A 23433-nucleotide genomic window follows, 5' to 3' on the forward strand; every position below is an offset into this window, starting at 1 on the left:
AAATTAGGTTAGGCTAACCTCACTAACGAACCGATCGAGTCCCCGTCCCCGGGAGGACCCCCCACATGCGCTCGCACCTGCTCAACGACGCCACGGCGGAGAGCTACCGGCGCTCCGTCACCGAAGGAGTCGAGCGGGTGGCGGACAAACTCGCCATGACGCGACGTCCGTTCACCGGTGTCACTCCCGCCGCGCTGGCTCCCACCGTCGACGCCGTCGACCTCGACAAGCCGCTCGGCGACTCCTCCGCCGCTCTCGACGAGCTGGAGAGCGTGTACCTCCGCGACGCCGTCTACTTCCACCACCCCCGCTACCTGGGCCACCTCAACTGCCCGGTCGTGATCCCCGCCGTCGTCGGCGAGGCGGTCCTCTCGGCGGTCAACTCCTCGCTCGACACCTGGGACCAGAGCGCGGGCGGCACCCTCATCGAGCGCAAGCTGATCGACTGGACCGCCGGCCGCATCGGCCTCGGCCCGGCCGCCGACGGCGTGTTCACCAGCGGGGGTACGCAGTCCAACCTCCAGGCCCTCCTCCTCGCCCGTGAGGAGGCCAAGACGAAGGACCTGGCGAAGCTCCGCATCTTCTCCTCCGAGTGCAGCCACTTCAGCGTCCAGAAGTCGGCCACCCTCCTCGGCCTCGGCGCCGACTCCGTCATCTCCATCCCGGTCGACCGGACCAAGCGCATGCAGTCCGTCGTCCTCGCCGCCGAGCTGGAGGCCTGCCGCGCCGAGGGTCTGACCCCGATGGCGATCGTCGCCACCGCCGGCACCACCGACTTCGGCTCGATCGACCCGCTGCCCGAGATCGCCGCCCTGGCCGCCGAGTACGGCGCCTGGATGCACGTCGACGCGGCCTACGGCTGCGGACTCCTCGCCTCGCGTACCCGCCGCCACCTCCTGGACGGCATCGAGCGGGCCGACTCCGTCACCGTCGACTACCACAAGTCCTTCTTCCAGCCGGTGAGTTCCTCCGCCGTCCTGGTCCGGGACGGGGCCACCCTGGGCCACGCGACGTACCACGCGGACTACCTCAACCCGCGCCGGACCGTGGCGGAGCAGATCCCCAACCAGGTCGACAAGTCGCTGCAGACCACGCGCCGCTTCGACGCGCTCAAGCTGTGGATGACGCTGCGCGTGATGGGCGCCGACGGTGTCGGAGAGCTCTTCGACGAGGTCTGCGACCTGGCCGCGGCCGGCTTCGAGCTGCTCGCCGCCGACCCCCGCTACGACGTGGTCGTCCAGCCCCAGCTGTCCACGCTCGTCTACCGCTACATCCCCGAGGCCGTCACCTCGCCCGCGGACATCGACCGCGCCAACCTCTACGCCCGCAAGGCGCTCTTCGCCTCCGGCGAGGCCGTCGTCGCCGGGACGAAGGTCGACGGCCGCCAGTACCTGAAGTTCACCCTGCTCAACCCCGAGACGACCCTGGCCGACATCGCCGCCGTCCTCGATCTGATAGCCGGCCACGCCGAGCAGTACCTGGGAGAGAACCTTGTCCACGCCTGATACGACCGACACGTACGACTTCATCGGCATCGGGCTCGGTCCCTTCAACCTCGGCCTCGCCTGCCTGACCGAGCCCATCGACCAGCTGAACGGCCTCTTCCTGGAGACCAAGCCGGACTTCGAGTGGCACTCGGGGATGTTCCTGGAGGGCGCCCACCTCCAGACCCCGTTCATGTCGGACCTGGTCACGATGGCCGACCCGACCTCCCCGTACTCCTTCCTCAACTACCTGAAGGAGAAGGGCCGGCTCTACTCGTTCTACATCCGCGAGAACTTCTATCCGCTGCGGACCGAGTACAACGACTACTGCCGCTGGGCCGCCGCCAAACTGAGCAGCATCCGCTTCTCCACCACCGTCTCCTCCGTCTCCTACGACGAGGGCAGCGAGCAGTACGTCGTCGCGACCGAGGCCGGAGAGACGTTCCGCGCCCGCCGGATCGTGCTCGGCACCGGCACCCCGCCGTACGTCCCCGAGTCCTGCCAGGGCCTCGGCGGCGACCTGATCCACAACTCGCGCTACCTCCAGAACAAGGAGGCGCTCCAGAAGAAGAAGTCGATCACCCTGGTCGGCAGCGGCCAGAGCGCGGCGGAGATCTACTACGACCTCCTCTCCGAGGTCGACGTACACGGCTACCAGCTCAACTGGGTCACCCGCTCCCCGCGCTTCTTCCCGCTGGAGTACACCAAGCTCACGCTGGAGATGACCTCGCCGGAGTACGTGGACTACTTCCACGCGCTGCCCGAGCGGACCCGCTACCGCCTGGAGACCCAGCAGAAGGGCCTGTTCAAGGGCATCGACGGCGAGCTGATCGACGCCATCTTCGACCTGCTCTACCAGAAGAACCTGGCCGGCCCGGTCTCCACCCGGCTGCTCACCAACTCGGCGCTGCACTCCGCCGCGTACGACGACACCAGCGGCACGTACACCCTCGGTTTCCACCAGGAGGAGCAGGAGAAGGACTTCACGCTGGAGACCGAGGGCCTGATCCTCGCCACCGGCTACAAGTACGCCGTCCCCGCCTTCCTCGAGCCGGTCAAGGACCGCCTCATGTGGGACGGACAGGGCCGCTTCGACGTGGCCCGCAACTACTCGATCGACACGACGGGCCGCGGCGTCTTCCTGCAGAACGCCGGCGTGCACACGCACTCCATCACCTCGCCCGACCTGGGCATGGGTGCGTACCGCAACGCGTACATCATCGGCCAGATGCTGGGCTCCGAGTACTACCCCGTCGAGAAGACCATCGCTTTCCAGGAGTTCGCGGTATGACCGTTCACATCCGTCCCCTCGATCCGCTCAAGGACGCCGAGCTGATCCACCCCTGGGTGACGCACCCCAAGGCCGCCTTCTGGATGATGCAGGACGCGAAACTCCAGGACGTCGAGCGCGAGTACATGGCGATATGCGCAAACCCGCACCACGACGCCTTCATCGGACTGGTCGACGACGAGCCCGCCTTCCTGATGGAGCGGTACGACCCCTCGAAGATCGAACTGGTCGGCCTCTACGAGCCGCTCCCCGGCGACGTCGGCATGCACTTCCTCGTCGCGCCCACCGACACCCCCGTGCACGGCTTCACCCGCCAGGTCATCACCGCCGTGATGCACGAGCTGTTCACGGACCCGGCGACCGAGCGGGTCGTCGTCGAGCCGGACGTCCGCAACACCGCCGTCCACGCGCTCAACGCGGCCGTCGGCTTCGTGCCCGAGCGCGAGATCCAGAAGCCGGAGAAGAAGGCCCTGCTGAGCTTCTGCACCCGCGCGCAGTTCGAGACCGCCGTGGGAGCCACCGTATGAACCCCGTGGCGCACCTGACCCCGGCCCGCTGGGCCGACGCCAACCGCGCGCTGATCCGCAAGGGTCTCGCCGAGTTCGCCCACGAGCGGCTGCTGAACCCGCAGGAGCTGGGGGAGAGCCGCTACCGGGTCCTCAGCGACGACGGCGCGACCGAGTACCGCTTCACCGCCGACCGCTTCGCGCTGGACCACTGGCAGATCTACCCCGAGTCCATCAGCTGCCACCGCGGGGAGGAGCAGCTCCCGCTCGACGCCCTGCGGTTCATCACCGAGCTGCGCGGCTCGCTCGGCCTGAGCGACGAGATCCTGCCGGTCTACCTGGAGGAGATCTCCTCCACCCTGGCCGGCACGGCGTACAAGTCGACCAAGCCGCAGGTCACCTCCGCCGAGCTGGCGCGCGCGGACTTCCAGGCGATCGAGACCGGGATGACCGAGGGCCACCCCTGCTTCGTCGCCAACAACGGCCGGCTCGGCTTCGGCGTGGACGAGTACCGCGCGTACGCCCCCGAGGCCGCGAGCGAGATCCATCTGATCTGGCTGGCCGCGCGCCGCGACCGCACCACCTTCACGGCCGGTGCGGGCATCGACTACGAGACCTTCATCCGCGCCGAGCTGGGCGACAAGGCGGTCGACGGTTTCGCCGCGACCCTCGCCGAGCGGGGCCTGGACCTGGCCGACTACCTGCTGATGCCGGCCCACCCCTGGCAGTGGTGGAACAAGCTGTCGGTCACCTTCGCCGCCGAGGTCGCCCAGGAGCGCCTGGTCTATCTGGGCGAGGGCGAGGACGCGTACCTGGCCCAGCAGTCGATCCGTACCTTCTTCAACGCCTCGGACCCGTCCAAGCACTACGTGAAGACGGCGCTGTCCGTCATCAACATGGGCTTCATGCGGGGCCTCTCGGCCGCGTACATGGAGGCGACCCCGGCGATCAACGACTGGCTGGCCCGGCTGATCGAGTCCGACTCCGTCTTCGCGGCGGCGCGCTTCTCGATCATCCGCGAGCGGGCGGCGGTCGGCTACCGGCATCTGGAGTACGAGGCGGCCACCGACCGCTACTCCCCCTACCGCAAGATGCTCGCCGCGCTCTGGCGAGAGTCGCCGGTCCCGTCCCTCGCGAAGGGCGAGCGGCTCGCGACGATGGCCTCGCTGCTCCATGTCGACCACGCGGGCGCGTCGTTCGCCGGCGCCCTGATCAAGGACTCGGGCCTGGCGCCGACGGAGTGGCTGCGCGGCTACCTGGACGCGTACCTGCTGCCGCTGCTGCACAGCTTCTACGCGTACGACCTGGTCTACATGCCGCACGGCGAGAACGTGATCCTGGTCCTCGACGAGCGGGGCGCGGTCGCCCGGGCGATCTTCAAGGACATCGCGGAGGAGATCTGCGTGATGGACGCGGCCGCGGTCCTGCCGCCGGCCGTGGAGCGGGTCCGCGCCGAGGTCCCCGAGGACATGAAGCTGCTGTCGATCTTCACGGACGTCTTCGACTGCTTCTTCCGCTTCCTCGCGGCGACGCTGGCGGCGGAGGGCGTGCTCGACGAGGACGACTTCTGGCGGACGGTCGCGGAGTGCGTGCGCGGCTACCAGGAGTCGAAGCCGGAGCTCGCCGAGAAGTTCGAGCGGTACGACATGTTCGCGGAGACCTTCGCGCTCTCCGCCCTCAACCGCCTCCAGCTGCGGAACAACAAGCAGATGGTGGATCTGGCGGACCCGTCGGCGGCGCTCCAGCTCGTCGGCGACCTGGTGAACCCGATCGCGCGGTTCGCCCGTTAGAGACCGGCGCGGGCCCGGCGGAGTACGGTCCTCCGCCGGGCCCGCGCTCCGTTCTACTCAGCCGCGGGCCACGGGACCTGCGGCGAGCGGTAGTAGTCGATCCCGAGCGCCTCGAACCGCGGGCCCTGCTCCGCGAGGCGCTTGCGGTACCGCTCCCAGTCGTGTGTGGCCGCCGGGGACCAGCCGAGCTCGGCGACGCCGGGGAGGCGCGGGAAGGCCATCTGGTCGATGTGGGCGTTGGTGGAGATGGTCTCCGTCCACAGCGGCGCCTCGACGCCCCGCACGGCCGACTCGGGCGCGCCGGGCAGATAGGCGGCCGGGTTCCAGTCGTAGGAGCGCTGCACCTCGACGTAGCCCGCCCAGGCCAGGCCGAGCTTGGTCTCCTTGGTGTACTTCATGTCGAGGTAGATCCGGTCCGCGGGCGAGAGGATCAGCCCGGTGCCGTTCCGCGCCGCCGCGGCGACCTGCTCCTTCTCCGCGGGGTTCGTGCGGTCGAGTCCCCAGTACTGCGCGAGGGCGCCGGGCGCCGGCGTCGCGGCGGTCAGCTGGTGCCAGCCGATGACGGTCTTGCCGTACTTCGCGACGATCGGCTGGACCCGGTCCATGAAGGCGACGTAGTCCGCGTGGGGGGTGGAGTGCGCCTCGTCGCCGCCGATGTGAAGGTACTTGCCGGGGGTCAGCGCGGCGACCTCCCGGATGACGTCGTCCACGAAGTCGTACGTGATCTCCTTCGGGACGCACAGGGAACTGAAGCCGACGTTGGTGCCGGTGTAGAGCGGCGGGGCGACGCCGTCGCAGTTGAGCTCGGCATACGAGGCGAGGGCGGCGTTGGTGTGTCCGGGCAGGTCGATCTCGGGGACGACCTCCTGGTGGCGGGAGGCGGCATAGCGGACGATCTCCTTGTAGTCGTCCTTGGTGTAGTAGCCGCCGGGGCCGCCGCCGACCTGGGTGGAGCCGCCGTAGGTGGTGAGCCGGGGCCAGGAGTCGATCGCGATGCGCCAGCCCTGGTCGTCGGAGAGGTGCAGGTGCAGCTTGTTGATCTTGTAGAGCGCGAGCTGGTCGATGTAGCGCTTGACCTGCTCGACGGTGAGGAAGTGACGCGAGACGTCGAGCATCGCCCCGCGGTAGGCGTAGCGCGGGGTGTCGGTGATGGTGCCGCCGGCGACCTGCCAGGGCCCCGGCTGGACGGTGTCCTTCTCGACGGCCGCCGGGAGCTGCTGGCGCAGCGTCTGCACGCCCCGGAACAGTCCAGTGGGCCGATGGGCCGTCAGGGTGATGCCGGAGCGGCCGGCCTGCAGCCGGTACCCCTCCTCGCCGAGGGCCATCTCCCCGGAGAGGCGGAGCCGGATGCCCCCGCGCGCCGCGTGCTCGTCGACGACGGGCAGCGGATGGCCGGTGGAGGGACGCAGGATCCCGGCGAGGTAGTCGGCGACGGCGCGGGACTCGCGGGAGTCCTCGTCGACGCGGATCGGCGTGGCGGCGGTGAGGGTGTACGGCTGTCCGCCGGGCACCACGGACGCGGGGGCGGGGACGATGTGGCCGAGCGGGCGGAGCGCGGGTTCGGCGGCGGACACGGGGACGGGGGCGGCTCCGACACACGTGACGCCGGCCGCCGCGAGGAGGAGCAGGGCGCCGAGCACACGGGGAAGCGTTCTGCGCTGTCTCACAGACTTGGTCCCTTTCGACGGACTTCACGGCTGTGGATATGCGTATCCGAACAGTCACCATGCGTACCGTGGACCACTTGAACGGTCAAGGTGTAGACCAATTTCACTCCCCAGTGCGGTGATCATGAAGGGGCCTGCCCGATTTCGGGCAGGATTCTTGCGAAGACCCCCGGGTACCCCTCAGTATTCACGGGTGCTCGAACGCCGCCCGTCGCATGACGACCTCATCGACCACCTGGTGCGCAGCACCGCGCTCCAGCGCGGTGAGGCCACCCGGGTGATCCTCGACGTGCTGGCGTACTTCGACGAGTCGACCGAGGACTTCGTCCGCCGCCGCCACCGCGAGCTGCAGTCCGGTGGCGCCGTGAACGCCGAGATCTTCGAGCGCATCGCGGCCGAACTGCCGCACCGCGCCGTGGCGCCACCGGAGCTCTCGCTCCGGCAGCTGCGCCGCATTGTCTACGGCTGAGCGGCTGAGCACACCCACTACCTTGGAGGGGTTACACCTTTATGTGCGGAATCGTCGGTTACATCGGAAAGCGTGACGTGGCCCCGCTGCTGCTGGAAGGTCTGCAGCGGCTGGAGTACCGGGGGTACGACTCCGCCGGCATCGTGATCACCAGCCCGAAGGCCGCCGGCCTGAAGATGGTGAAGGCCAAGGGCCGGGTCCGTGACCTGGAGGCCCGCGTCCCCAAGCGCTTCACCGGCACCACCGGCATCGCGCACACCCGCTGGGCCACGCACGGCGCCCCGAGCGACATCAACTCGCACCCGCACCTGGACCCCGAGAACAAGGTCGCCGTCGTCCACAACGGCATCGTCGACAACGCCCAGGAGCTGCGCGCGAAGCTGGAGGCGGACGGCGTCGTCTTCGCCTCCGAGACCGACACCGAGGTCATCACCCACCTCATCGCCCGCTCCCAGGCCACCTCCCTGGAGGAGAAGGTCCGCGAGGCGCTCAAGGTCATCGACGGCACCTACGGCATCGCCGTCATGCACGCCGACTTCAACGACCGCATCGTGGTGGCCCGCAACGGCTCCCCGGTCGTCCTCGGCATCGGCGAGAAGGAGATGTTCGTCGCCTCCGACGTCGCCGCCCTGATCGCCCACACCCGCCAGGTCGTCACCCTCGACGACGGCGAGATGGCCACCCTCAAGGCCGACGACTTCCGCACGTACACGACCTCGGGCGCCTCGACGACGGCCACGCCCGAGACGGTGGAGTGGGAGGCCGCCTCCTACGACATGGGCGGCCACGACACGTACATGCACAAGGAGATCTCCGAGCAGCCCGACGCGGTCGACCGCGTGCTGCGCGGCCGGATCGACGACCGCTTCTCCACCGTCCACCTGGGCGGCCTGAACCTCGACGCCCGCGAGGCCCGCACCATCCGCCGGATCAAGATCCTCGGCTGCGGCACCTCGTACCACGCCGGCCTCATCGGCGCCGGGCTCATCGAGTCCATGGCCCGCATCCCCGCCGACGCCGAGCCGGCCTCGGAGTTCCGCTACCGCAACCCGGTCGTGGACCCCGACACCCTCTACATCGCCGTCTCCCAGTCGGGTGAGACGTACGACGTACTGGCCGCCGTCCAGGAGCTCAAGCGCAAGGGCGCCCGCGTCCTCGGCGTGGTCAACGTCGTCGGCTCGGCGATCGCCCGCGAGGCCGACGGCGGCGTGTACGTGCACGCCGGCCCCGAGGTCTGCGTCGTCTCCACCAAGTGCTTCACCAACACGGTGACCGCCTTCGCGCTGCTCGCCCTGCACCTGGGCCGCATCCGCGACCTGTCGGTGACCGACGGCAAGCGGATCATCGAGGGCCTGCGCAAGCTGCCCGCGCAGATCAGCGAGATCCTCGAGACCGAGGACGAGATCAAGAAGATCGCCGCGGAGTACGCGGGCGCCCAGTCGATGATGTTCATCGGCCGCGTGCGGGGCTACCCGGTCGCCCTGGAGGCCTCCCTGAAGCTCAAGGAGATCTCCTACATCCACGCCGAGGCGTACCCGGCCTCCGAGCTGAAGCACGGCCCGCTCGCGCTGATCGAGCCGGCCCTGCCGACGGTCGCGATCGTCCCCGACGACGACCTCCTGGAGAAGAACCGCGCCGCCCTGGAGGAGATCAAGGCCCGCAGCGGCCGCATCCTCGCGGTCGCGCACCAGCCGCAGGCGAAGGCCGACCACACCATCGTCGTGCCGAAGAACGAGGACGAGCTGGACCCGATCCTGATGGGCATCCCGCTCCAGCTCCTCGCGTACCACACCGCGCTCGCCATGGGCCGCGACATCGACAAGCCGCGCAACCTGGCCAAGTCCGTCACGGTCGAGTAGCAGCCTCCGGGGCCTGTCCCCCCGGAGCCGCCGCCTTCGGGCCTGTCCCCCGAAGCCTCGACCTGACAAAGAAGCGGTCCCTGCGCACACGACGTGTGCACAGGGACCGCCTTTTTAGGGCTCGGTTCGCCTCCGGGGCGCCTGTTGCGTGCGTCGACGGTCGACCGTGCTCGACTGCTCGTTCCTCGCAGCCTCCGCGCGCTCTCCCTTTCGACGCCCGCGCGCCCCTTCGGCTCACTCGCCGGGCGCTGGCCCTCCCTCGGAGTGTTATCCGGCGGCGGGGGCGCCTCGCCTGACGCGGCTCAGGGAGGTCGGCCAGTGGGCGACCGCCGCCGTCGCGCCGTACCAGGCCGCGAGGCCGGCGACCGCCGCGATCCAGCCACCCGCCTTGGCCAGCCCGCCGTTGTCGGCGAGGGCGCCTGTGCCGAGCAGCAGCAGCGCGACGAACAGCATGCCGTACACGCCCTGTCCGAACAGCCCGCTGCCCTTCGCGGCCATCGTCAGCGTGAGCGCCAGCAGCGCCCACAGCAGCAGGAAGAGACCCGCCGCCTCGGCCGACGCGCTGCCGCCCGCTCCGGTCCCCCAGGTGAACCAGAAGGCGCCGAGCGCCGCATGGGCCGTGCCCGTACCGCCGTTGCCGGCGTGCAGGGCGAGCAGTCCGACGAGGAAGAGCGCCACGCCGCCGACCCAGGTGGCGAGGGCCGCGGCGTCGGAGGCCGCGACGTTGTCGATCACGCCGGTGCTACCGATGCCGAAGGCCAGCAGGGTCAGTCCGAGCGCGAGGTGGCCGAGAGTGGAAGTGGTGTTTCCCGCGGCGACGTCGTTGTCCACGGCGGGCTCCCTTCAAGTGGGCAGTTGTGCTGCGTGAGCTGCTTGTTCCGGTGAACCTTTAACTACCCTTCACAAGCGCACAAATCACCTGTCGGAGAAAGAAATTATCGCCGTACCAAGGGAGTTGACGATCCGTCGCGAGGATCAGGGGATGACGATCACGGGACGCTGCGCGCGCTTCGCGAGGCGTCCGGCCACCGAGCCGAAGATCCGGCCGACGATGCCGTGCGTGGAGCCGACCACGATCGCGTCGGCCGAGTACTCCCGGCCGACCTCCTCCAGCTCGTGACAGATGTCGCCGCCGCGCTCGACGAGGATCCAGGGGACCTCCGCGAGGTAGTCCGCGCAGGCGAGCTCCAGACCGAGCACCTCGGTGCGGTGGTCCGGTACGTCGACGAAGACCGGCGGCTCGCAGCCCGCCCAGACGGTCGTGGGCAGCCGGTTGGCGACATGCACGATGATCAGGCCGGAGCCGGAGCGGCGGGCCATGCCGATGGCGTACGCGAGGGCCCGCTCACTGGAGGTCGAGCCGTCGAAGCCGACGACCACCCCGTGCCGGAAGGCGGGATCGCAGGAGTGGCGTGGCTGTTCCACCGCAAGGGGGTCGACCGTGGAGTCGGCGACGCGCTTGCGGTCCGCGGGTTCGGAGTATTCGTGACCGGCCATCGGTGTCTCGGCGAAGAGGATCCTGGTGGGGAGGGAACGATGAAGAACGTCGTACGGAACAACGGTCGGCGGTGGAGCTGTGTCCGGGAATCATCTTCCCAAGCCCATACCCCCAAGGGTACGGCGACACTCCTCTCCTGCCCAGAGCCGTCGTGACCGCTCGTGGCGATCGCGCGGCGTTCCAGGGAGCATGCACGAGCCCGTCCCGATATGGCAATGCCGGTTGTGCCCTACAGGTGTCGGTACGGGGGCCGAACGGACGCCCCTCGCAGTGACCGGAACGTTCCGCTCCTCGTTGCCACAGGTCCAGTCACCGTCGCAGGGAGCCCGCCCGTGCCCTCACCATCGGCCGCCGCCACCTCCACCGCCACCTCCGCCGCCACCCCCTCCCCCGCTCGCTCCTCCACCCCCGGGCCGGCCCCCTCGGGCGCGGCGGGCGCGGCGAGCGCGGCGAGCGCGGCGAGCGCGGCAGGCACAGAGAGCGCGGCAGGCGCGGCGGCGGAGTCGGCGAGTGACGTCGTCCGCTGGGCGGTCTTCTGCTGCGTCCTGGTCCCGGTCGTCCTCGTGGTCTACGGCACCTCGCTCGGCGGGGCGGCCGGGACGGCGGTCGGGCTCGCCGCGGTGACGGCGGCCTGCCAGGTGCTGCTGCGCCGGGCGGAGCGCGGTCTGCGCGCCGAAGCCGCGCGGCCCCGATCCCGGCGCTCCCCGGGCGGGCGGAACCAACGCCGGAGGTGACGAACCCCCCGTAGAGCTGACAGGTTCGCACACCCACACCCGTAGGTTTTCAGCCAACTTCCACTCACCGGCGAGTCCTTGGCGAAATGCCCCACCAACCCCGGTGCCACCAGGCATGAAAGCCCCGCCGCAAGCGCTCGCACCCTACGGGGACGGGCCATGCGCGCACGGCGCACTTCCCTGCGCGGCCCGCGAGTGGAACGCTTCCTGATCGAATGCTTCGCGCCAAGTTGCCTTGTCGACAATGTGCCGGATGGAGAACTTGTCACGCCGGCGCCACGGAACACAGTAGATTCGATCATGGGTATCGAAGACTGGGGTCTCGTGCAAAACCGAGGGGAAACGTGCAGGAGCGACAGGACCAGGGAGACGCGAACACCGAGGGGGGCTTAGCGTCATGAGCCAGGACTCCGCCGCACCGGAGGCCGCACGGAAGCTTTCCGGGCGCCGCCGTCGCGAAGTCGTCGCGGTGCTGCTGTTCAGCGGCGGCCCCATCTTCGAGAGCTCCATCCCGCTCTCCGTGTTCGGAATCGACCGGCAGGACGCCGGAGTGCCCCGCTACCGGCTGCTCGTGTGCGCCGGCGAGGAGGGCCCGCTGCGGACCACAGGGGGCCTCGAACTGACCGCGCCGTACGGCCTGGACGCGATCAGCCGGGCCGGCACCGTCGTCGTACCGGCCTGGCGGTCGATCACCTCGCCGCCGCCGCCGGAGGCGCTCGACGCGCTGCGCAGGGCACACGAGGAAGGGGCCAGGATCGTCGGGCTGTGCACCGGGGCGTTCGTCCTGGCCGCCGCCGGACTCCTGGACGGCCGGCCGGCGACCACGCACTGGATGTACGCGCCGACGCTCGCCAAGCGCTATCCGTCGGTCCACGTGGACCCGCGGGAGCTCTTCGTCGACGACGGGGACGTGCTGACCTCGGCCGGCACCGCTGCCGGCATCGATCTGTGTCTGCACATCGTGCGGACCGACCACGGCACGGAGGCCGCGGGCGCCCTGGCGCGCCGGCTGGTCGTCCCGCCGCGGCGCACGGGCGGCCAGGAGCGCTATCTCGACAGGTCTTTACCGGAGGAGATCGGCGCCGACCCGCTCGCGGAGGTCGTCGCCTGGGCGCTGGAGCACCTCCACGAGCAGTTCGACGTGGAGACGCTCGCCGCCCGCGCGTACATGTCACGCCGGACGTTCGACCGCCGGTTCCGCTCGCTGACGGGGTCCGCCCCGCTCCAGTGGCTGATCACCCAGCGGGTGCTGCAGGCGCAGCGGCTGCTCGAGACCTCCGACTACTCGGTCGACGAGGTCGCGGGCCGTTGCGGCTTCCGCTCCCCGGTGGCGCTGCGGGGCCATTTCCGGCGGCAGCTCGGCTCCTCGCCGGCCGCCTACCGGGCGGCCTACCGGGCCCGGCGGCCACAGGCCGAGACGGCGACGACGGTGCTCGACCCGGTCGTGCCGCCGCAGGTCTCGGTCCCCCGGCGTCCCGGTGGACCGCTGGAGCCGGGCAGACCGCCGTCCGAGCTGTACGCCTCCGGCCGCTCGACCCTCCCGGGCCAGCGCAGCGCCCCCTAGGGACGGACCGGCCCCAAGGGCCGGACCCTGAGCCGGACCGCGCGCCACAAGCCGCGCACCGTGGAAACCGACGGGCGCCGTGGGACACCTCCCCGCGGCGCCCTTCGGCGTCTCGCGCCCCGAGCCAGGCCGACCGGGCACCCCCTAAGGTAGGGCGCATGAACGATCGCATGGTGTGGATCGACTGCGAGATGACCGGGCTCTCGCTGACGGACGACGCACTCATCGAGGTGGCCGCACTGGTCACCGACTCGGAACTGAACGTGCTCGGCGAAGGGGTGGACATCGTGATCCGCCCGCCGGACGCGGCGCTGGAGACCATGCCGGAGATCGTGCGCCAGATGCACACGGCCTCGGGCCTCCTCGACGCGCTGTCCGGCGGGACGACCCTCGCCGACGCCGAAGCCCAGGTACTCGCGTACGTACGCGAACACGTCAAGGAGCCCCGCAAGGCCCCGCTGTGCGGGAACTCGGTCTCCACCGACCGCGGCTTCCTCGCCCGTGACATGCCGGCTCTGGAGAACCACCTGCACTACCGGATCGTCGATGTCTCCTCGGTCAAGGAGCTGGCCCGCCGCTGGTACCCGAGGGCGTACTTCAACAGTCCGGAGAAGAGCGGCAACCACCGGGCGCTCGCCGACATCCGCGAGTCCATCGCCGAGCTGCGCTACTACCGCGAGGCGATCTTCGTCCCGCAGCCCGGACCGGACTCGGACACCGCGAAGCAGATCGCCGCGCGGCACGTCCTGCCCGGGGAATGACCTCCGGCTCGCGCCCCGCGCAATGCGGGCGCGAGCATCCGCTCGGACCCTGTAGACTTCTTCTCGGCCGGTCGGGGAAACCTTCGGGAAAACCGCCGGTCGTGGTGGGTATAGCTCAGCTGGTAGAGCACCTGGTTGTGGTCCAGGATGTCGCGGGTTCGAGTCCCGTTACTCACCCTGAAGATCGAGGCCCCGGTTCACGCGAACCGGGGCCTCGTTCGTTTCGGGCAACCAAACCCGGCCCGGTGGCCACTGTGAGGTACGCAACGCTCTCTTCCCCCCAGGAGGAATCGTGCAGTACCCGCACCCCCACCCGTACCGGTCCCGCGCCCTGCTCGCCGCCCTGTGCGCCGGGGTCGTCGCCGTCGCCGGGCTCACCGCCACCGCCGGGAGCGCGTCCGCCGCCACCGCCCGGCAGGCGGAGCGGCTCGACCGGGGCGTGGTCAGCGTCCACACCGGGACCGGCAACCTGGTGAGCTGGCGCTGGCTGGGCACCGATCCGGACGGCGTCGCCTTCAACGTGTACCGGGCCGGTACGAAGGTGAACGCCACGCCCCTGACCGCGTCCACCAACTACTTCCACGCCGGTGCGCCCAGCCACGCCGACTACACCGTCCGCGCCGTCGTCGGCGGCGTCGAGCAGGCCGACTCGGTGCACGCCGTCCAGTTCCGCACCGGCTACAAGGACGTGCCGATCAGCGCCCCGGCCGGCGGGACGACGCCCGACGGCGTGGCGTACACGTACGAGGCCAACGACGCGTCCGTCGGCGACCTCGACGGGGACGGCGCGCTGGACTTCGTCCTGAAGTGGCAGCCGACCAACGCCAAGGACAACGCGCAGTCCGGATACACCGGCAACACGATCGTCGACGGCATCAGACTCGACGGGACGCGGCTGTGGCGGATCGACCTCGGCCGCAACATCCGCTCCGGCGCGCACTACACCCAGTTCCAGGTGTACGACTACGACGGCGACGGCCGGGCCGAGGTCGCGATGAAGACCGCCGACGGGACCGTCGACGGGCGCGGCACGGTCATCGGCAGCGCCTCCGCGGACCACCGCAACAGCGGCGGATACATCCTGACCGGGCCCGAGTACCTGACCATGTTCGACGGGCGCACCGGGGCCGCGCTGGGCACCACCGGCTACGTCCCGGCGCGCGGCACGGTCTCCTCCTGGGGCGACGGCTACGGCAACCGGGTCGACCGCTTCCTCGCCGGGACCGCCTACCTGGACGGCTCCCGGCCCTCGCTGATCATGGCGCGCGGGTACTACACGCGGTCCGTGATCGCCGCCTGGGACTGGCGCGGCGGGCAGTTCACCCGCCGCTGGACCTTCGACTCGTCGAGCTCCACCAACGCCGGCAAGGGGTACGACGGACAGGGCTCGCACAGTCTGTCCGTCGGTGATGTGGACGCCGACGGCAGGGACGAGATCGTGTACGGGTCGATGGCCGTGGACGACAACGGCAACGGCCTGTGGACGACGAGGACCGGGCACGGCGACGCCCAGCACCTCGGCGACCTCGACCCGGGCACGGCGGGACTCGAGTACTTCAAGGTGTCCGAGTCCGCCTCGCAGCCCGCCGAGCTCTATATCGACCCCGCGAAGGGCACCGTGCGCTGGCAGCTGGGGGCCTGCTGCGACAACGGGCGCGGGGTCGCCGGCGACATCCACGCCGGCAACGACGGCGCCGAGGTGTGGTCCTCCTCCGACACCTCGATACGGGACGAGGCCGGGGCCGCCAAGGGCCGCGAGCCCTCGTCCGCGAACTTCCTGAGCTGGTGGGACGGCGACACCACGCGCGAACTCCTCGACGGCACCCGCATCGACAAGTACGGGACGGCCGGCGAGACCCGGCTGCTCACCGGCGCCGGCGTGGCCTCCGCCAACGGGACGAAGGCCACGCCCGCGCTCTCCGGGGACATCCTCGGCGACTGGCGCGAGGAGGTGGTGTGGCGCACGAGCGACAACACCGCGCTGCGGATCTACTCCACGCCGTACGAGACGGGGACGCGGATCACGACCCTGTTGCACGACACCATGTACCGCACGGGGCTCGCCTGGCAGAACACCGCCTACAACCAGCCCCCGCACCCGAGCTTCCACATCGGCAGCGGCATGCGGACCGCGCCGCGGCCGCTGATCACGACCCCGTAGTACAGAGCAGGCCGGTCGGGGGCGGGTTCGTCCCCGACCGGCTTCCGTTGAGGCCGAAGTTCACCGAACCGCCCGCGGGGATCGTTCCGTTGTACGCGAGGTTCACCGCCGTGACCCGGGTGGCGGCCTGGGTGACCGTGGCGTTCCAGGCCTGGGTGACCTGCTGGCCCGCCCCGTAGCTCCACGTCGCCGTCCAGCCGTCGAGCGGCACCGTACCGGTGTTGCGGACGGTGAGTGCGGCGGTGAAGCCGTTCCCCCACTCGTTCTGCACGGTGTACGTCACCGAGCAGGACGAGCCGGGCGGCGGATCGCCGCCCCCTGTCCACCCCAGCGCCTCCGCGATGCCCGTGTGCGCCGGCTTCGGGACGAAGTTCTCGTCGTACGGGGTCGCCGCCCCCTGGCCAGGGAAGGTGCTCGGGATCCAGGAGTCGGAGTCGGTGAAGCCCCAGACCGTCACGCCCACGCAGCGCGCCACGGCCAGGCAGGCCGTGGTGACCTTCGTGAAGTCGGACTTCTGCTGGGCGAGTTTCGCGTCCGTGGCGGGCAGCGCCATCCGGATGTCCAGCTCGGTGATCGCCACGTCCACGCCGAGGTCCGCGAACCGCTTCAGATTCGCCTCCAGGGTCGAAGGCACCTGGCCCACGATCAGATGGGCCTGGAAGCCGACGCCGTCGATCGGTACGCCCTGCGCGAGCAGCCGCTTGACCAGGTTGTACAGGCCGTCGCTCTTCGCGCCCAGGCCGTCGGTGTTGTAGTCGTTGACGTACAGCTTCGCGTCCGGGTCGGCGGCCCGGGCGGCGCGGAAGGCGTCGGCGAGGTACGACTCGCCGAGCTGCTCGTACCAGAGGGATCTGCGCAGCGAACCGTCTTCGTTCATCGGCTCGTTGACCACGTCCCAGTGATCCACGCGGCCCTTGTAGCGCCCCGCCTCGACGGCGATGTGGTCGGTCATCAGGGTCCGCAGCTCGCCGGGCGGAAACGATCCGCCCGTCAGCCAGGACGGCAGCTGGCTGTGCCACACCAGCGTGTGGCCGCGCACCTTCTGCCCGTGCGCCGCCGCGAAGTCGACGACCCGGTCCGCGCCGGACCAGGAGTAGGAGCCCCGGGTGGGCTCGACCGACGCCCACTTCATCTCGTTGCCGGGGGTGACCGAGCCGAACTGCGCCCCGGCCAGTTCGCCGTACGTGCCCGTCAGCTTGGAGGCGGTGACGGCCGTGCCGTAGGTGATGCCCCGGGCGTCCGCGAGGTCGCGCAGGACCGGTCCGTCGGCGAGCGGAAGGACGCCCATCGTCGTCGCGAGCAGCGCACCGGTCAGGAGACGGAACACGACGCACCTCCCTGGGTGAAGGCGGTCGGGACGCCGTTCGTCCCCGACCAGGACCCGGTGAAGCCGAAGGAGACGGAGCCGCCGGGCCGCACCGCCGCGTTCCAGCCGAGGCTGGAGGCGGTGTCCGCCGTGCCGGACCGGGTGTGCGTGGCGTTCCACATCTGGGTGACCCGCTGGCCGTCGGGGAAGGTCCAGGCGAGGGACCAGCCGTTCCAGGCGGCCGTGCCGGTGTTGGTGAGGGTCACGTCCGCCTGGAAGCCGCCGGACCATTGGTTGGTGACCTTGTAGGTGGTCGAGCAGGTCCCCGGCGGGGGCGGCGGGTCGGTGGGGCCCGTCTGGCCCGCCGTGTCGCCGTAGATGACGCCCCGGCCGTTGGTGGACACGTACACCCGTCCGTACACGCGCGGGTCACCCGTGATCGCCGCGCCCGTCCAGCCCCACTGGTGGGCGTCGTCGTTGATCCGGATCCAGCTCGCGCCGGCGTCCGTGGAGCGGAAGATGCCGCGTACGCCGCCGATCTTCGCGCTGGTGTAGAGGGTCTGGTACGTGGCGCCGGGCGCGGCCTTGCCGAAGCCGATGGTGTCCGCCTGTTCGACGCCGCCGGTCCGGGTCCAGTTCGCGCCCCCGTCGGTGGAGTGCCACAGGCCGTAGGCGGAGTCCGGGGAGCCGCCGGCGAGCCAGAGGTCGCCGGCCGTGCCCGGGACCGCCTTGAAGCGGACGTTCCCCTTGGCCGGGAGGCCGGTGGCCTTCGCGGTGAAGGACGCGCCCCCGTCCGTACTCACGTAGAACGTCCCGTCCTTGAAACCGTAGAAGCGCCGGGGGTCCACCCGGTCCGACTCGACGAGCGCGCCCGCCGGGATGCCGGTGGAGGCCGTCCAGGCGCCTCCGGTCCCGGTGTGTACGCCCGCGCCGTCCGGGCTCCAGACGTAGCGGCCGCCGTCGGCCGCCGCCGCGACCGTGCCGCCGCCCGTGACGCCCGCCGGGTCGGTGCCCGGGGACCAGGTGGCGCCGTTGTCGGAGGAGAAGGCGATGTGCGGTCCGCTCTCCGCGTGCCCGGCCCGGACGACCCGCGCGGGGGCGGTCTCGGCGAAGTCCAGGCTGGTGGTCGAGGTGAAGTTCGGCCCGGTGTACATCATCGGCGGCACGGCGGTCAGGTCGGTGTGGCGGAAACCGCCGATGTCACCGAGGGCGCTGAGCAGCGGGGCGCCGGCGGGCGGGGAGGCGAGGTCGTTGACGGCGGTCTCCTCCAACCCCTTCACCATCGGCCTGATGGTGAAGGTCGCGCCGCTGTCCCACTTCGTCAGGTCCTCGGTGCCGTAGACGGTGGCGCCCGTCCCGTACATCATCCGGTTCGAGTCGAACGGGTCGATCTCCAGCGCCTCGGTCATCCACCCCAGCTTCGGGGCCTGTTCGGGCGGCGCGGGGTTCGCGCCCCAGGTCAGCCACGGGACGGAGGAGACGTCCATGGTGTAGCGGTTGGCGCGGTTCGGGTACGAGGTGTAGTCCCAGGCCCTGGTCCAGTGCGCGCCGTTGTCGGTCGAGCGGAAGATCTGGGTGTCGGGCCACCAGGAGCTGTACGCGGCGACCATGACGGTGCCGGGCTTCCGCCGGTCGACGGTGAGCCCGCTGAAGCCGTAGTGGGTGTCGGCTTCGGCGACGGGGCTGATGTTCGTCCAGGTGCCGGTGGCCGTGGCGTACCGCCAGACCGTGCCCTTGGCGCCGTCGTAGGGTCCGGCCCGGTCGCTGTACGCGAGGTAGAGGTAGCCGTTCGCCGCGTCGAGGACGCCCTTGTGGGCGAGGTGTCCGGTGGGCTGGCCGGGCAGCCGGGTCCAGGTGGCGCCCGCGTCCGTGGAGCGGTAGACGGCGTTCTCCGTGTCGGCGACGCCGACGTAGATCGTCCGGGTCGCCGTGCCGGGCGTGCCGGTGGACTCGTCGAAGGTGACCCAGACGATGCCCTGGTTGTCGGAGTTGTAGCCGCTGGTGTCTGTCGGGTCCTGCCGGAAGTTCCCCGGGTTGGGGAAGGCGGTGACCTGCGACCAGGTGGCGCCGGAGTCGGTGGAGCGCCACAGGCCCTTGCCGCTGGGCGCGCCGAGGTACAGCACGCTGTTCCTGTGCGGGTCGATCGCGAGCCGCTCGCCCATCCCCCGGCCGGGCATGTTGCCGCCGAGCTTGAACGGCAGATCGGCCTTCTGCCAGGTCGCGCCCCGGTCGGCGGAGCGCAGGACGGCACCGTTGCCCGGGTCCCAGTCGTTGGTGTACGTCCCGACCGCCGCGTAGACCCGGTCGGGGTCGACGGAGTCGGAGGCGAGGCCGATCACGCCGGTGTGGCCCCAGTGGTCCCAGCCGACGGCGTCGAGGAGCGGGGTCCAGGACTTCGTGGCCTGGTCCCAGCGGTAGGCGCCGCCGATGTCGGTGCGGGCGTAGGCGAGGTTCTTCTCGGACCGATTGAAGACGATGCCGGGGACGAAGCCGCCGCCGTCGATCCGGGCGTTCTTCCAGGTGTACGTGTCGGTGGCGGCCGGGGACGGCGTCGGTGCCGCCTCCGCCCGGGAGGTCGGTGGCAGGGCACCGGTGAGCAGGCCGACGGCCAGGGCGAGCCCGGCCAGCAGAGGGCGTCTTGCGCGCATGGAGTTCTCCTGTGGGTGACTATGGGAGCGCTCCCACTCTTCAATCCTTGTCGGATCACGGTCAAGACGCGTGCCGAGTCGAAGACGTTCGACTGAGCGGGTGGGCTCGGCCGCCCCCGGGGGGCGGTGAAGGGCTGAGCCTGTCCCGAACGCCGGTTCCCCAGGTCACCCGTTCGGCAGCTCGGCCGGGCTGACGCACGAGCGGCGCTGTTAGCGTCGCGCCATGTCCGTAATCTTCAGATTCGTCCGCCCTCGGGCGCGGTGAGGCCCGATGGGAGTCCTGCGTGACCACCCCGAACTGGCCCTCTTCCTCTGCCTGGCGGCCGGCTATCTCGTCGGCAAGCTCCGCGTCGGACCCATCACGCTCGGCGGCATCTGCGGCACGCTGATCGTCTCGCTGCTGCTCGGCGCCTGGGCGAAGATCACGATCTCCGACGACGTCAAGACGATCTTCTTCGCGCTCTTCATCTTCTCGCTCGGCTATATGGCAGGCCCGCAGTTCTTCGCCAACCTCAACAAGAAGAGCCTGCGCTTCTTCACCCTCTGCTTCATCGAGCTCGTCTGTGTGGTCGGCATCGCGTACGGGCTCGCCAAGGCCTTCGACCTCGACGTCGGCACGGCCTCCGGCATCCTGGCGGGCGCCGCCACGGAGTCGGCCGTCGTGGGCACGGCCACCGAGGCGATCGGCAAGCTCGACGGGCTGACGCAGGCGCAGATCACCCAGTACCAGGGCCATGTGGCCACCGCGTACACCGTCTGCTACCTCTTCGGCCTCGTCACCATCGTCATCTACACCAGCCAGATCATGCCGATGCTGCTGCGCATCAACCTGCGGGACGCCTCGCGCGAGCTGTGGGAGCGGATGCGCGGCGCCTCCGGCGGCCTGGAGTCCGACGAGCGCGAGGCGCTGCCGGGCATGGTCGGCCGTACGTTCCTGGTGACCCACGCCGACGGCAGCACCGTCTCCTCCCTGGAGCGGTCGAACGGCAGCCGGGTCACGGTCGAGGCGGTGAAGCGGGGCAGCAGGGTCCTCACCCCGCCCCCGCCCGACTTCGAACTGACCCTCTCCGACCTGGTCCTGATGGTCGGGCGGCGGGCCAACATCATCGAGGCGGGCCGGCTCATCGGTCCCGAGACCCCGGCCGTCCCCGGCCTCGACACCCCCCTCGCCACCTCCCAGGTCGCGCTCACCGACCGGGCCGTCGAGGGACGGACCATCGACTCCCTGCAGAAGGAGCACCCGGAGTTCGCCTCCGGCGGGGTGTACGTCACGGATGTCGTCCGCAACGACCAGACGCTGCCGGCCTCCCCCGACACGGTCGTCCACCGGGGTGACGTCCTCACCCTCGTCGGCGCCCGCTCCGGGCTGGGCAAGCTGGTGTCGAGGATCGGCGCCGTCGTGAAGAACGACGCCACCGACTTCGTCTACCTGGGCCTGGGCATCGCCTGCGGCTCGCTGCTCGGCCAGCTCGTGGTCACCTTCGGCGATGTGCCGATGTCACTGGGGACCGGCGGCGGCTGTCTGATCTCGGGCCTCCTCTTCGGCTGGTTCCGCTCCCGGCGGCAGACCTTCGGCGCGTTCCCGCCCCAGGCCGCCGCCACCCTCAAGGACATGGGCCTCGCGGTCTTCATCGCCTGTACGGGACTGGTGTCGGGGCCGCAGGCCTGGCCGCTGCTCAAGGAGTACGGGGTGCTGCTGCCGTTCGCCGGGGTCGCGATGGTGCTCGTCCCGGCGACCCTCTCGCTGATCGTCGGCGTCAAGCTGCTGAACATCGAGAAACCGCTCCTGATCGGGGCCATCGCGGGCCAGCAGTGCTCGACGCCCGCGATCACCTCGGTCACCCAGGTGGCCCAGAGCTCGGTGCCCATGCTCGGTTACACGATCACGTACACCCCCTCGAACTTCCTGCTCCCGCTGACGGGCCCCTTCCTCGTCGGTGTTCTGGGGGCGTGAGAGGCGCGCCGTGATCGTCATCCTCCACCACTGACCGACACCGACCGACCGACACAAGGAACAGGTGCCACCGTGCCGAAGACCACGTTCACCCGCGAGGAGATCCGGTCCTTCGCCCAGCTCTCGCCCTTCGAGCTGAAGGACACGTTCATCCGGATCGCGCAGACGGCCCAGGCCGGCGACCCCGGCCAGAAGGAGAAGTCGCAGACGCAGATGCTCAACGCGGGGCGCGGCAACCCGAACTGGGTCGCCACCGGCCCGCGCGAGGCCTTCCACGCGCTGGGCTACTTCGCCCTCGCGGAGTCGCGCCGGGTGTGGACGGCCGACGACCTCGGCGGAATGCCGGAGCGGGCCGGGTCGGGCGAGCGCTTCGACACCTTCGTACGGCGGCACCCGGACCTGCCCGGCATCGATCTGCTGGCGAAGTGCGTCGCGTACGCCGTCGAGCGGTTCGGCTTCGACAAGGACGCGTTCGTGCACGAGCTGACGGACAGCTCGATCGGGGACAACTACCCGGTGCCGGACCGGATGCTGACGCACACCGAGCAGATCGTGCGCGGCTACCTGAACGACGAGATGTTCGACGGGAAGCCGCCGGCCGGGAACCTGTCGCTGTTCGCGACCGAGGGCGGCACGGCGGCGATGTGCTACGTCTTCGACTCCCTGATGAAGAACGGGATCCTGAAGAAGGGCGACCGGATCGCGCTGATGGTGCCGGTCTTCACGCCGTACATCGAGATCCCCGAGCTGGACACGTACGAGTTCGACGTCGTGCTGGTCGAGGCGAGCCTCTTCGCGGAGACGGGGGTGCGCGAGTGGCGCTATCCGGCCGAGGAGGTCGCCAAGCTGGAGGACCCGTCGGTCAAGCTGGTCTGCATGGTGAACCCCTCCAACCCGCCGTCGCTGGCGCTGAGCGAGCGGGTGGCGGGCCAGATCAAGGACATCGTCGCGACGAAGAACCCGAACCTGCTGATCGTGACGGACGACGTGTACGGGACGTTCGTGCCGGGCTTCCGCTCGATCGCCGCCGACCTGCCGCACAACACGGTGCTGGTGTACTCGTACTCGAAGCACTACGGCGCCACGGGCTGGCGGCTCGGCGTGATCGGGCTCCACGACGAGAACGTCATCGACCGGATGATCGCCGAACTGCCGCCGGCGGAGAAGGAGCGGCTGAACCGACGGTACGGGACGCTGTCGCTGGACCCGGAGAAGATCCGGTTCATCGACCGGCTGGTCGCGGACTCGCGGCAGGTGGCGCTCCATCACACGGCGGGGCTCTCGCTGCCGCAGCAGGTCATGATGGCGCTCTTCTCCCTCTTCGACATGGTGGAGGAGGGGCAGGCGTACAAGGAGAGGGTCCGCGGCATCGTGTCCCGGCGCCTCGGCCTGCTCCTGGAGGGCGCGCGGATGAAGATCTCGCAGGACGCGCAGCGGGCCGGGTACTACATCGAGCTCGACCTGCTCGCGGAGGCCGAGCGCGTGCACGGCAAGGACTTCGCGTCCTTCCTGGAGAAGAACTACGAGCCGGTGGACCCGCTGTTCCGGCTGGCCGAGCAGACGAGTGTGGTGCTCCTGAACGGCGGGGGCTTCGACGGGCCGCAGTGGTCGGTCCGGGTGTCGCTGGCGAACCTGGACGACCTGGACTATCTGAAGATCGGCCACCACCTGAGGGAGATCTTCACCGACTACGCGGAGGAGTGGAAGGCCTCGAAGGCATGAGAGAGGCGCGCTCCGGCCG

General features: G+C 70.3%; 17 protein-coding genes and 1 tRNA gene. 13 read left to right on the forward strand and 5 right to left on the reverse strand.

Features of this window, described 5'->3' with window-relative positions; translation table 11 throughout:
* Positions 1-65: 65 nt before the first annotated feature.
* The 4 genes from ACFYV5_RS21440 to ACFYV5_RS21455 are packed head-to-tail and all read left to right on the forward strand — an operon-like array spanning position 66 to position 5071.
* Entirely contained in the window at positions 66-1505 is a 1440-nt protein-coding gene (locus ACFYV5_RS21440; RefSeq protein ID WP_389170669.1) for a pyridoxal phosphate-dependent decarboxylase family protein, read from the forward strand.
* On the forward strand, positions 1492-2775 hold the full coding sequence (locus tag ACFYV5_RS21445; RefSeq protein ID WP_389170673.1) for a lysine N(6)-hydroxylase/L-ornithine N(5)-oxygenase family protein: 1284 nt from the start codon (positions 1492-1494) through the stop codon (positions 2773-2775). The genes ACFYV5_RS21440 and ACFYV5_RS21445 overlap by 14 nt, the downstream gene beginning before the upstream one ends.
* Positions 2772-3302 carry a GNAT family N-acetyltransferase gene (locus ACFYV5_RS21450; RefSeq protein ID WP_355112230.1) on the forward strand — a complete coding sequence of 177 codons (531 nt, stop codon included), beginning with the start codon at positions 2772-2774 and terminating at the stop codon, positions 3300-3302. The genes ACFYV5_RS21445 and ACFYV5_RS21450 overlap by 4 nt, the downstream gene beginning before the upstream one ends.
* Positions 3299-5071 (forward strand): IucA/IucC family protein, encoded by a 1773-nt coding sequence (locus ACFYV5_RS21455; RefSeq protein ID WP_389170678.1) that lies wholly within the window; start codon positions 3299-3301, stop codon positions 5069-5071. The genes ACFYV5_RS21450 and ACFYV5_RS21455 overlap by 4 nt, the downstream gene beginning before the upstream one ends.
* Positions 5072-5124: 53 nt before the next feature.
* Here ACFYV5_RS21455 and ACFYV5_RS21460 read toward each other — a convergent pair whose 3' ends face one another.
* On the reverse strand, positions 5125-6738 hold the full coding sequence (locus ACFYV5_RS21460) for a beta-N-acetylhexosaminidase (protein ID WP_389170681.1): 1614 nt from the start codon (positions 6736-6738) through the stop codon (positions 5125-5127).
* Between the two features lie 193 nt (positions 6739-6931).
* On the opposite strand from ACFYV5_RS21460, the gene ACFYV5_RS21465 reads away from it, so the two are divergent.
* Both ACFYV5_RS21465 and glmS read left to right on the forward strand, forming a co-directional pair.
* Positions 6932-7207: a hypothetical protein gene (locus ACFYV5_RS21465; RefSeq protein ID WP_355112236.1), complete on the forward strand. Its 276-nt coding sequence runs from the start codon at positions 6932-6934 to the stop codon at positions 7205-7207.
* Positions 7208-7248: 41 nt separating this feature from the next.
* On the forward strand, positions 7249-9066 hold the full coding sequence (gene glmS, locus ACFYV5_RS21470; RefSeq protein WP_355112238.1) for a glutamine--fructose-6-phosphate transaminase (isomerizing): 1818 nt from the start codon (positions 7249-7251) through the stop codon (positions 9064-9066).
* 267 nt (positions 9067-9333) lie between these two features.
* On the opposite strand, the gene ACFYV5_RS21475 is transcribed toward glmS, so the two are convergent.
* Both ACFYV5_RS21475 and ACFYV5_RS21480 read right to left on the reverse strand, forming a co-directional pair.
* Positions 9334-9897 (reverse strand): GPR1/FUN34/YaaH family transporter, encoded by a 564-nt coding sequence (locus ACFYV5_RS21475; protein ID WP_389170684.1) that lies wholly within the window; start codon positions 9895-9897, stop codon positions 9334-9336.
* A gap of 144 nt (positions 9898-10041) precedes the next feature.
* Complete coding sequence (locus ACFYV5_RS21480; protein ID WP_355112242.1) at positions 10042-10563, reverse strand: universal stress protein; 522 nt, start codon at positions 10561-10563, stop codon at positions 10042-10044.
* Between the two features lie 333 nt (positions 10564-10896).
* On the opposite strand from ACFYV5_RS21480, the gene ACFYV5_RS21485 reads away from it, so the two are divergent.
* The 5 genes from ACFYV5_RS21485 (at position 10897) to ACFYV5_RS21505 (ending at position 15784) form a co-directional block, all read left to right on the forward strand.
* Positions 10897-11298: a hypothetical protein gene (locus ACFYV5_RS21485; protein ID WP_389170688.1), complete on the forward strand. Its 402-nt coding sequence runs from the start codon at positions 10897-10899 to the stop codon at positions 11296-11298.
* 397 nt (positions 11299-11695) lie between these two features.
* Positions 11696-12862 (forward strand): helix-turn-helix domain-containing protein, encoded by a 1167-nt coding sequence (locus ACFYV5_RS21490; RefSeq protein ID WP_389170691.1) that lies wholly within the window; start codon positions 11696-11698, stop codon positions 12860-12862.
* Between the two features lie 158 nt (positions 12863-13020).
* Positions 13021-13623 (forward strand): oligoribonuclease, encoded by a 603-nt coding sequence (gene orn, locus ACFYV5_RS21495; protein WP_355112247.1) that lies wholly within the window; start codon positions 13021-13023, stop codon positions 13621-13623.
* A gap of 104 nt (positions 13624-13727) precedes the next feature.
* A tRNA-His gene (locus ACFYV5_RS21500) sits at positions 13728-13800 on the forward strand.
* A 115-nt stretch (positions 13801-13915) separates the two neighbouring features.
* The gene (locus ACFYV5_RS21505) at positions 13916-15784 is read left to right on the forward strand and encodes a rhamnogalacturonan lyase (RefSeq protein WP_389170694.1); all 1869 of its coding nucleotides are present in this window, start codon (positions 13916-13918) and stop codon (positions 15782-15784) included.
* Here ACFYV5_RS21505 and ACFYV5_RS21510 read toward each other — a convergent pair.
* Both ACFYV5_RS21510 and ACFYV5_RS21515 read right to left on the reverse strand, forming a co-directional pair.
* Positions 15771-17072, reverse strand: coding sequence for an endo-1,4-beta-xylanase (locus ACFYV5_RS21510; protein WP_389171100.1), 1302 nt, complete (start codon positions 17070-17072; stop codon positions 15771-15773). The two genes, ACFYV5_RS21505 and ACFYV5_RS21510, sit on opposite strands and share 14 nt — an antisense overlap.
* A gap of 23 nt (positions 17073-17095) precedes the next feature.
* Positions 17096-19738: a cellulose binding domain-containing protein gene (locus tag ACFYV5_RS21515; RefSeq protein WP_389170697.1), complete on the reverse strand. Its 2643-nt coding sequence runs from the start codon at positions 19736-19738 to the stop codon at positions 17096-17098.
* A gap of 271 nt (positions 19739-20009) precedes the next feature.
* Here ACFYV5_RS21515 and aspT point away from each other — a divergent pair, with 271 nt between their 5' ends.
* Both aspT and ACFYV5_RS21525 read left to right on the forward strand, forming a co-directional pair.
* The gene (gene aspT / locus ACFYV5_RS21520) at positions 20010-21692 is read left to right on the forward strand and encodes an aspartate-alanine antiporter (protein WP_389170699.1); all 1683 of its coding nucleotides are present in this window, start codon (positions 20010-20012) and stop codon (positions 21690-21692) included.
* A gap of 72 nt (positions 21693-21764) precedes the next feature.
* Positions 21765-23414 carry a bifunctional aspartate transaminase/aspartate 4-decarboxylase gene (locus ACFYV5_RS21525; protein WP_389170702.1) on the forward strand — a complete coding sequence of 550 codons (1650 nt, stop codon included), beginning with the start codon at positions 21765-21767 and terminating at the stop codon, positions 23412-23414.
* The last annotated feature ends 19 nt before the right edge of the window (positions 23415-23433 follow it).

The organism is Streptomyces sp. NPDC003035 (genome assembly GCF_042888285.1).
Taxonomy (GTDB): domain Bacteria; phylum Actinomycetota; class Actinomycetes; order Streptomycetales; family Streptomycetaceae; genus Streptomyces.

Bases quoted from the DNA above. Each gene is read 5' to 3' on its own strand.
- ACFYV5_RS21515 (WP_389170697.1), bottom strand. From the start codon at position 19,738: ATGCGCGCAAGACGCCCTCTGCTGGCCGGGCTCGCCCTGGCCGTCGGC.
- ACFYV5_RS21490 (WP_389170691.1), top strand. From the start codon at position 11,696: ATGAGCCAGGACTCCGCCGCACCGGAGGCCGCACGGAAGCTTTCCGGG.
- orn (WP_355112247.1), top strand. From the start codon at position 13,021: ATGAACGATCGCATGGTGTGGATCGACTGCGAGATGACCGGGCTCTCG.
- ACFYV5_RS21440 (WP_389170669.1), top strand. From the start codon at position 66: ATGCGCTCGCACCTGCTCAACGACGCCACGGCGGAGAGCTACCGGCGC.
- ACFYV5_RS21480 (WP_355112242.1), bottom strand. From the start codon at position 10,563: ATGGCCGGTCACGAATACTCCGAACCCGCGGACCGCAAGCGCGTCGCC.
- aspT (WP_389170699.1), top strand. From the start codon at position 20,010: ATGGGAGTCCTGCGTGACCACCCCGAACTGGCCCTCTTCCTCTGCCTG.
- ACFYV5_RS21455 (WP_389170678.1), top strand. From the start codon at position 3,299: ATGAACCCCGTGGCGCACCTGACCCCGGCCCGCTGGGCCGACGCCAAC.
- glmS (WP_355112238.1), top strand. From the start codon at position 7,249: ATGTGCGGAATCGTCGGTTACATCGGAAAGCGTGACGTGGCCCCGCTG.
- ACFYV5_RS21450 (WP_355112230.1), top strand. From the start codon at position 2,772: ATGACCGTTCACATCCGTCCCCTCGATCCGCTCAAGGACGCCGAGCTG.
- ACFYV5_RS21510 (WP_389171100.1), bottom strand. From the start codon at position 17,072: ATGGGCGTCCTTCCGCTCGCCGACGGACCGGTCCTGCGCGACCTCGCG.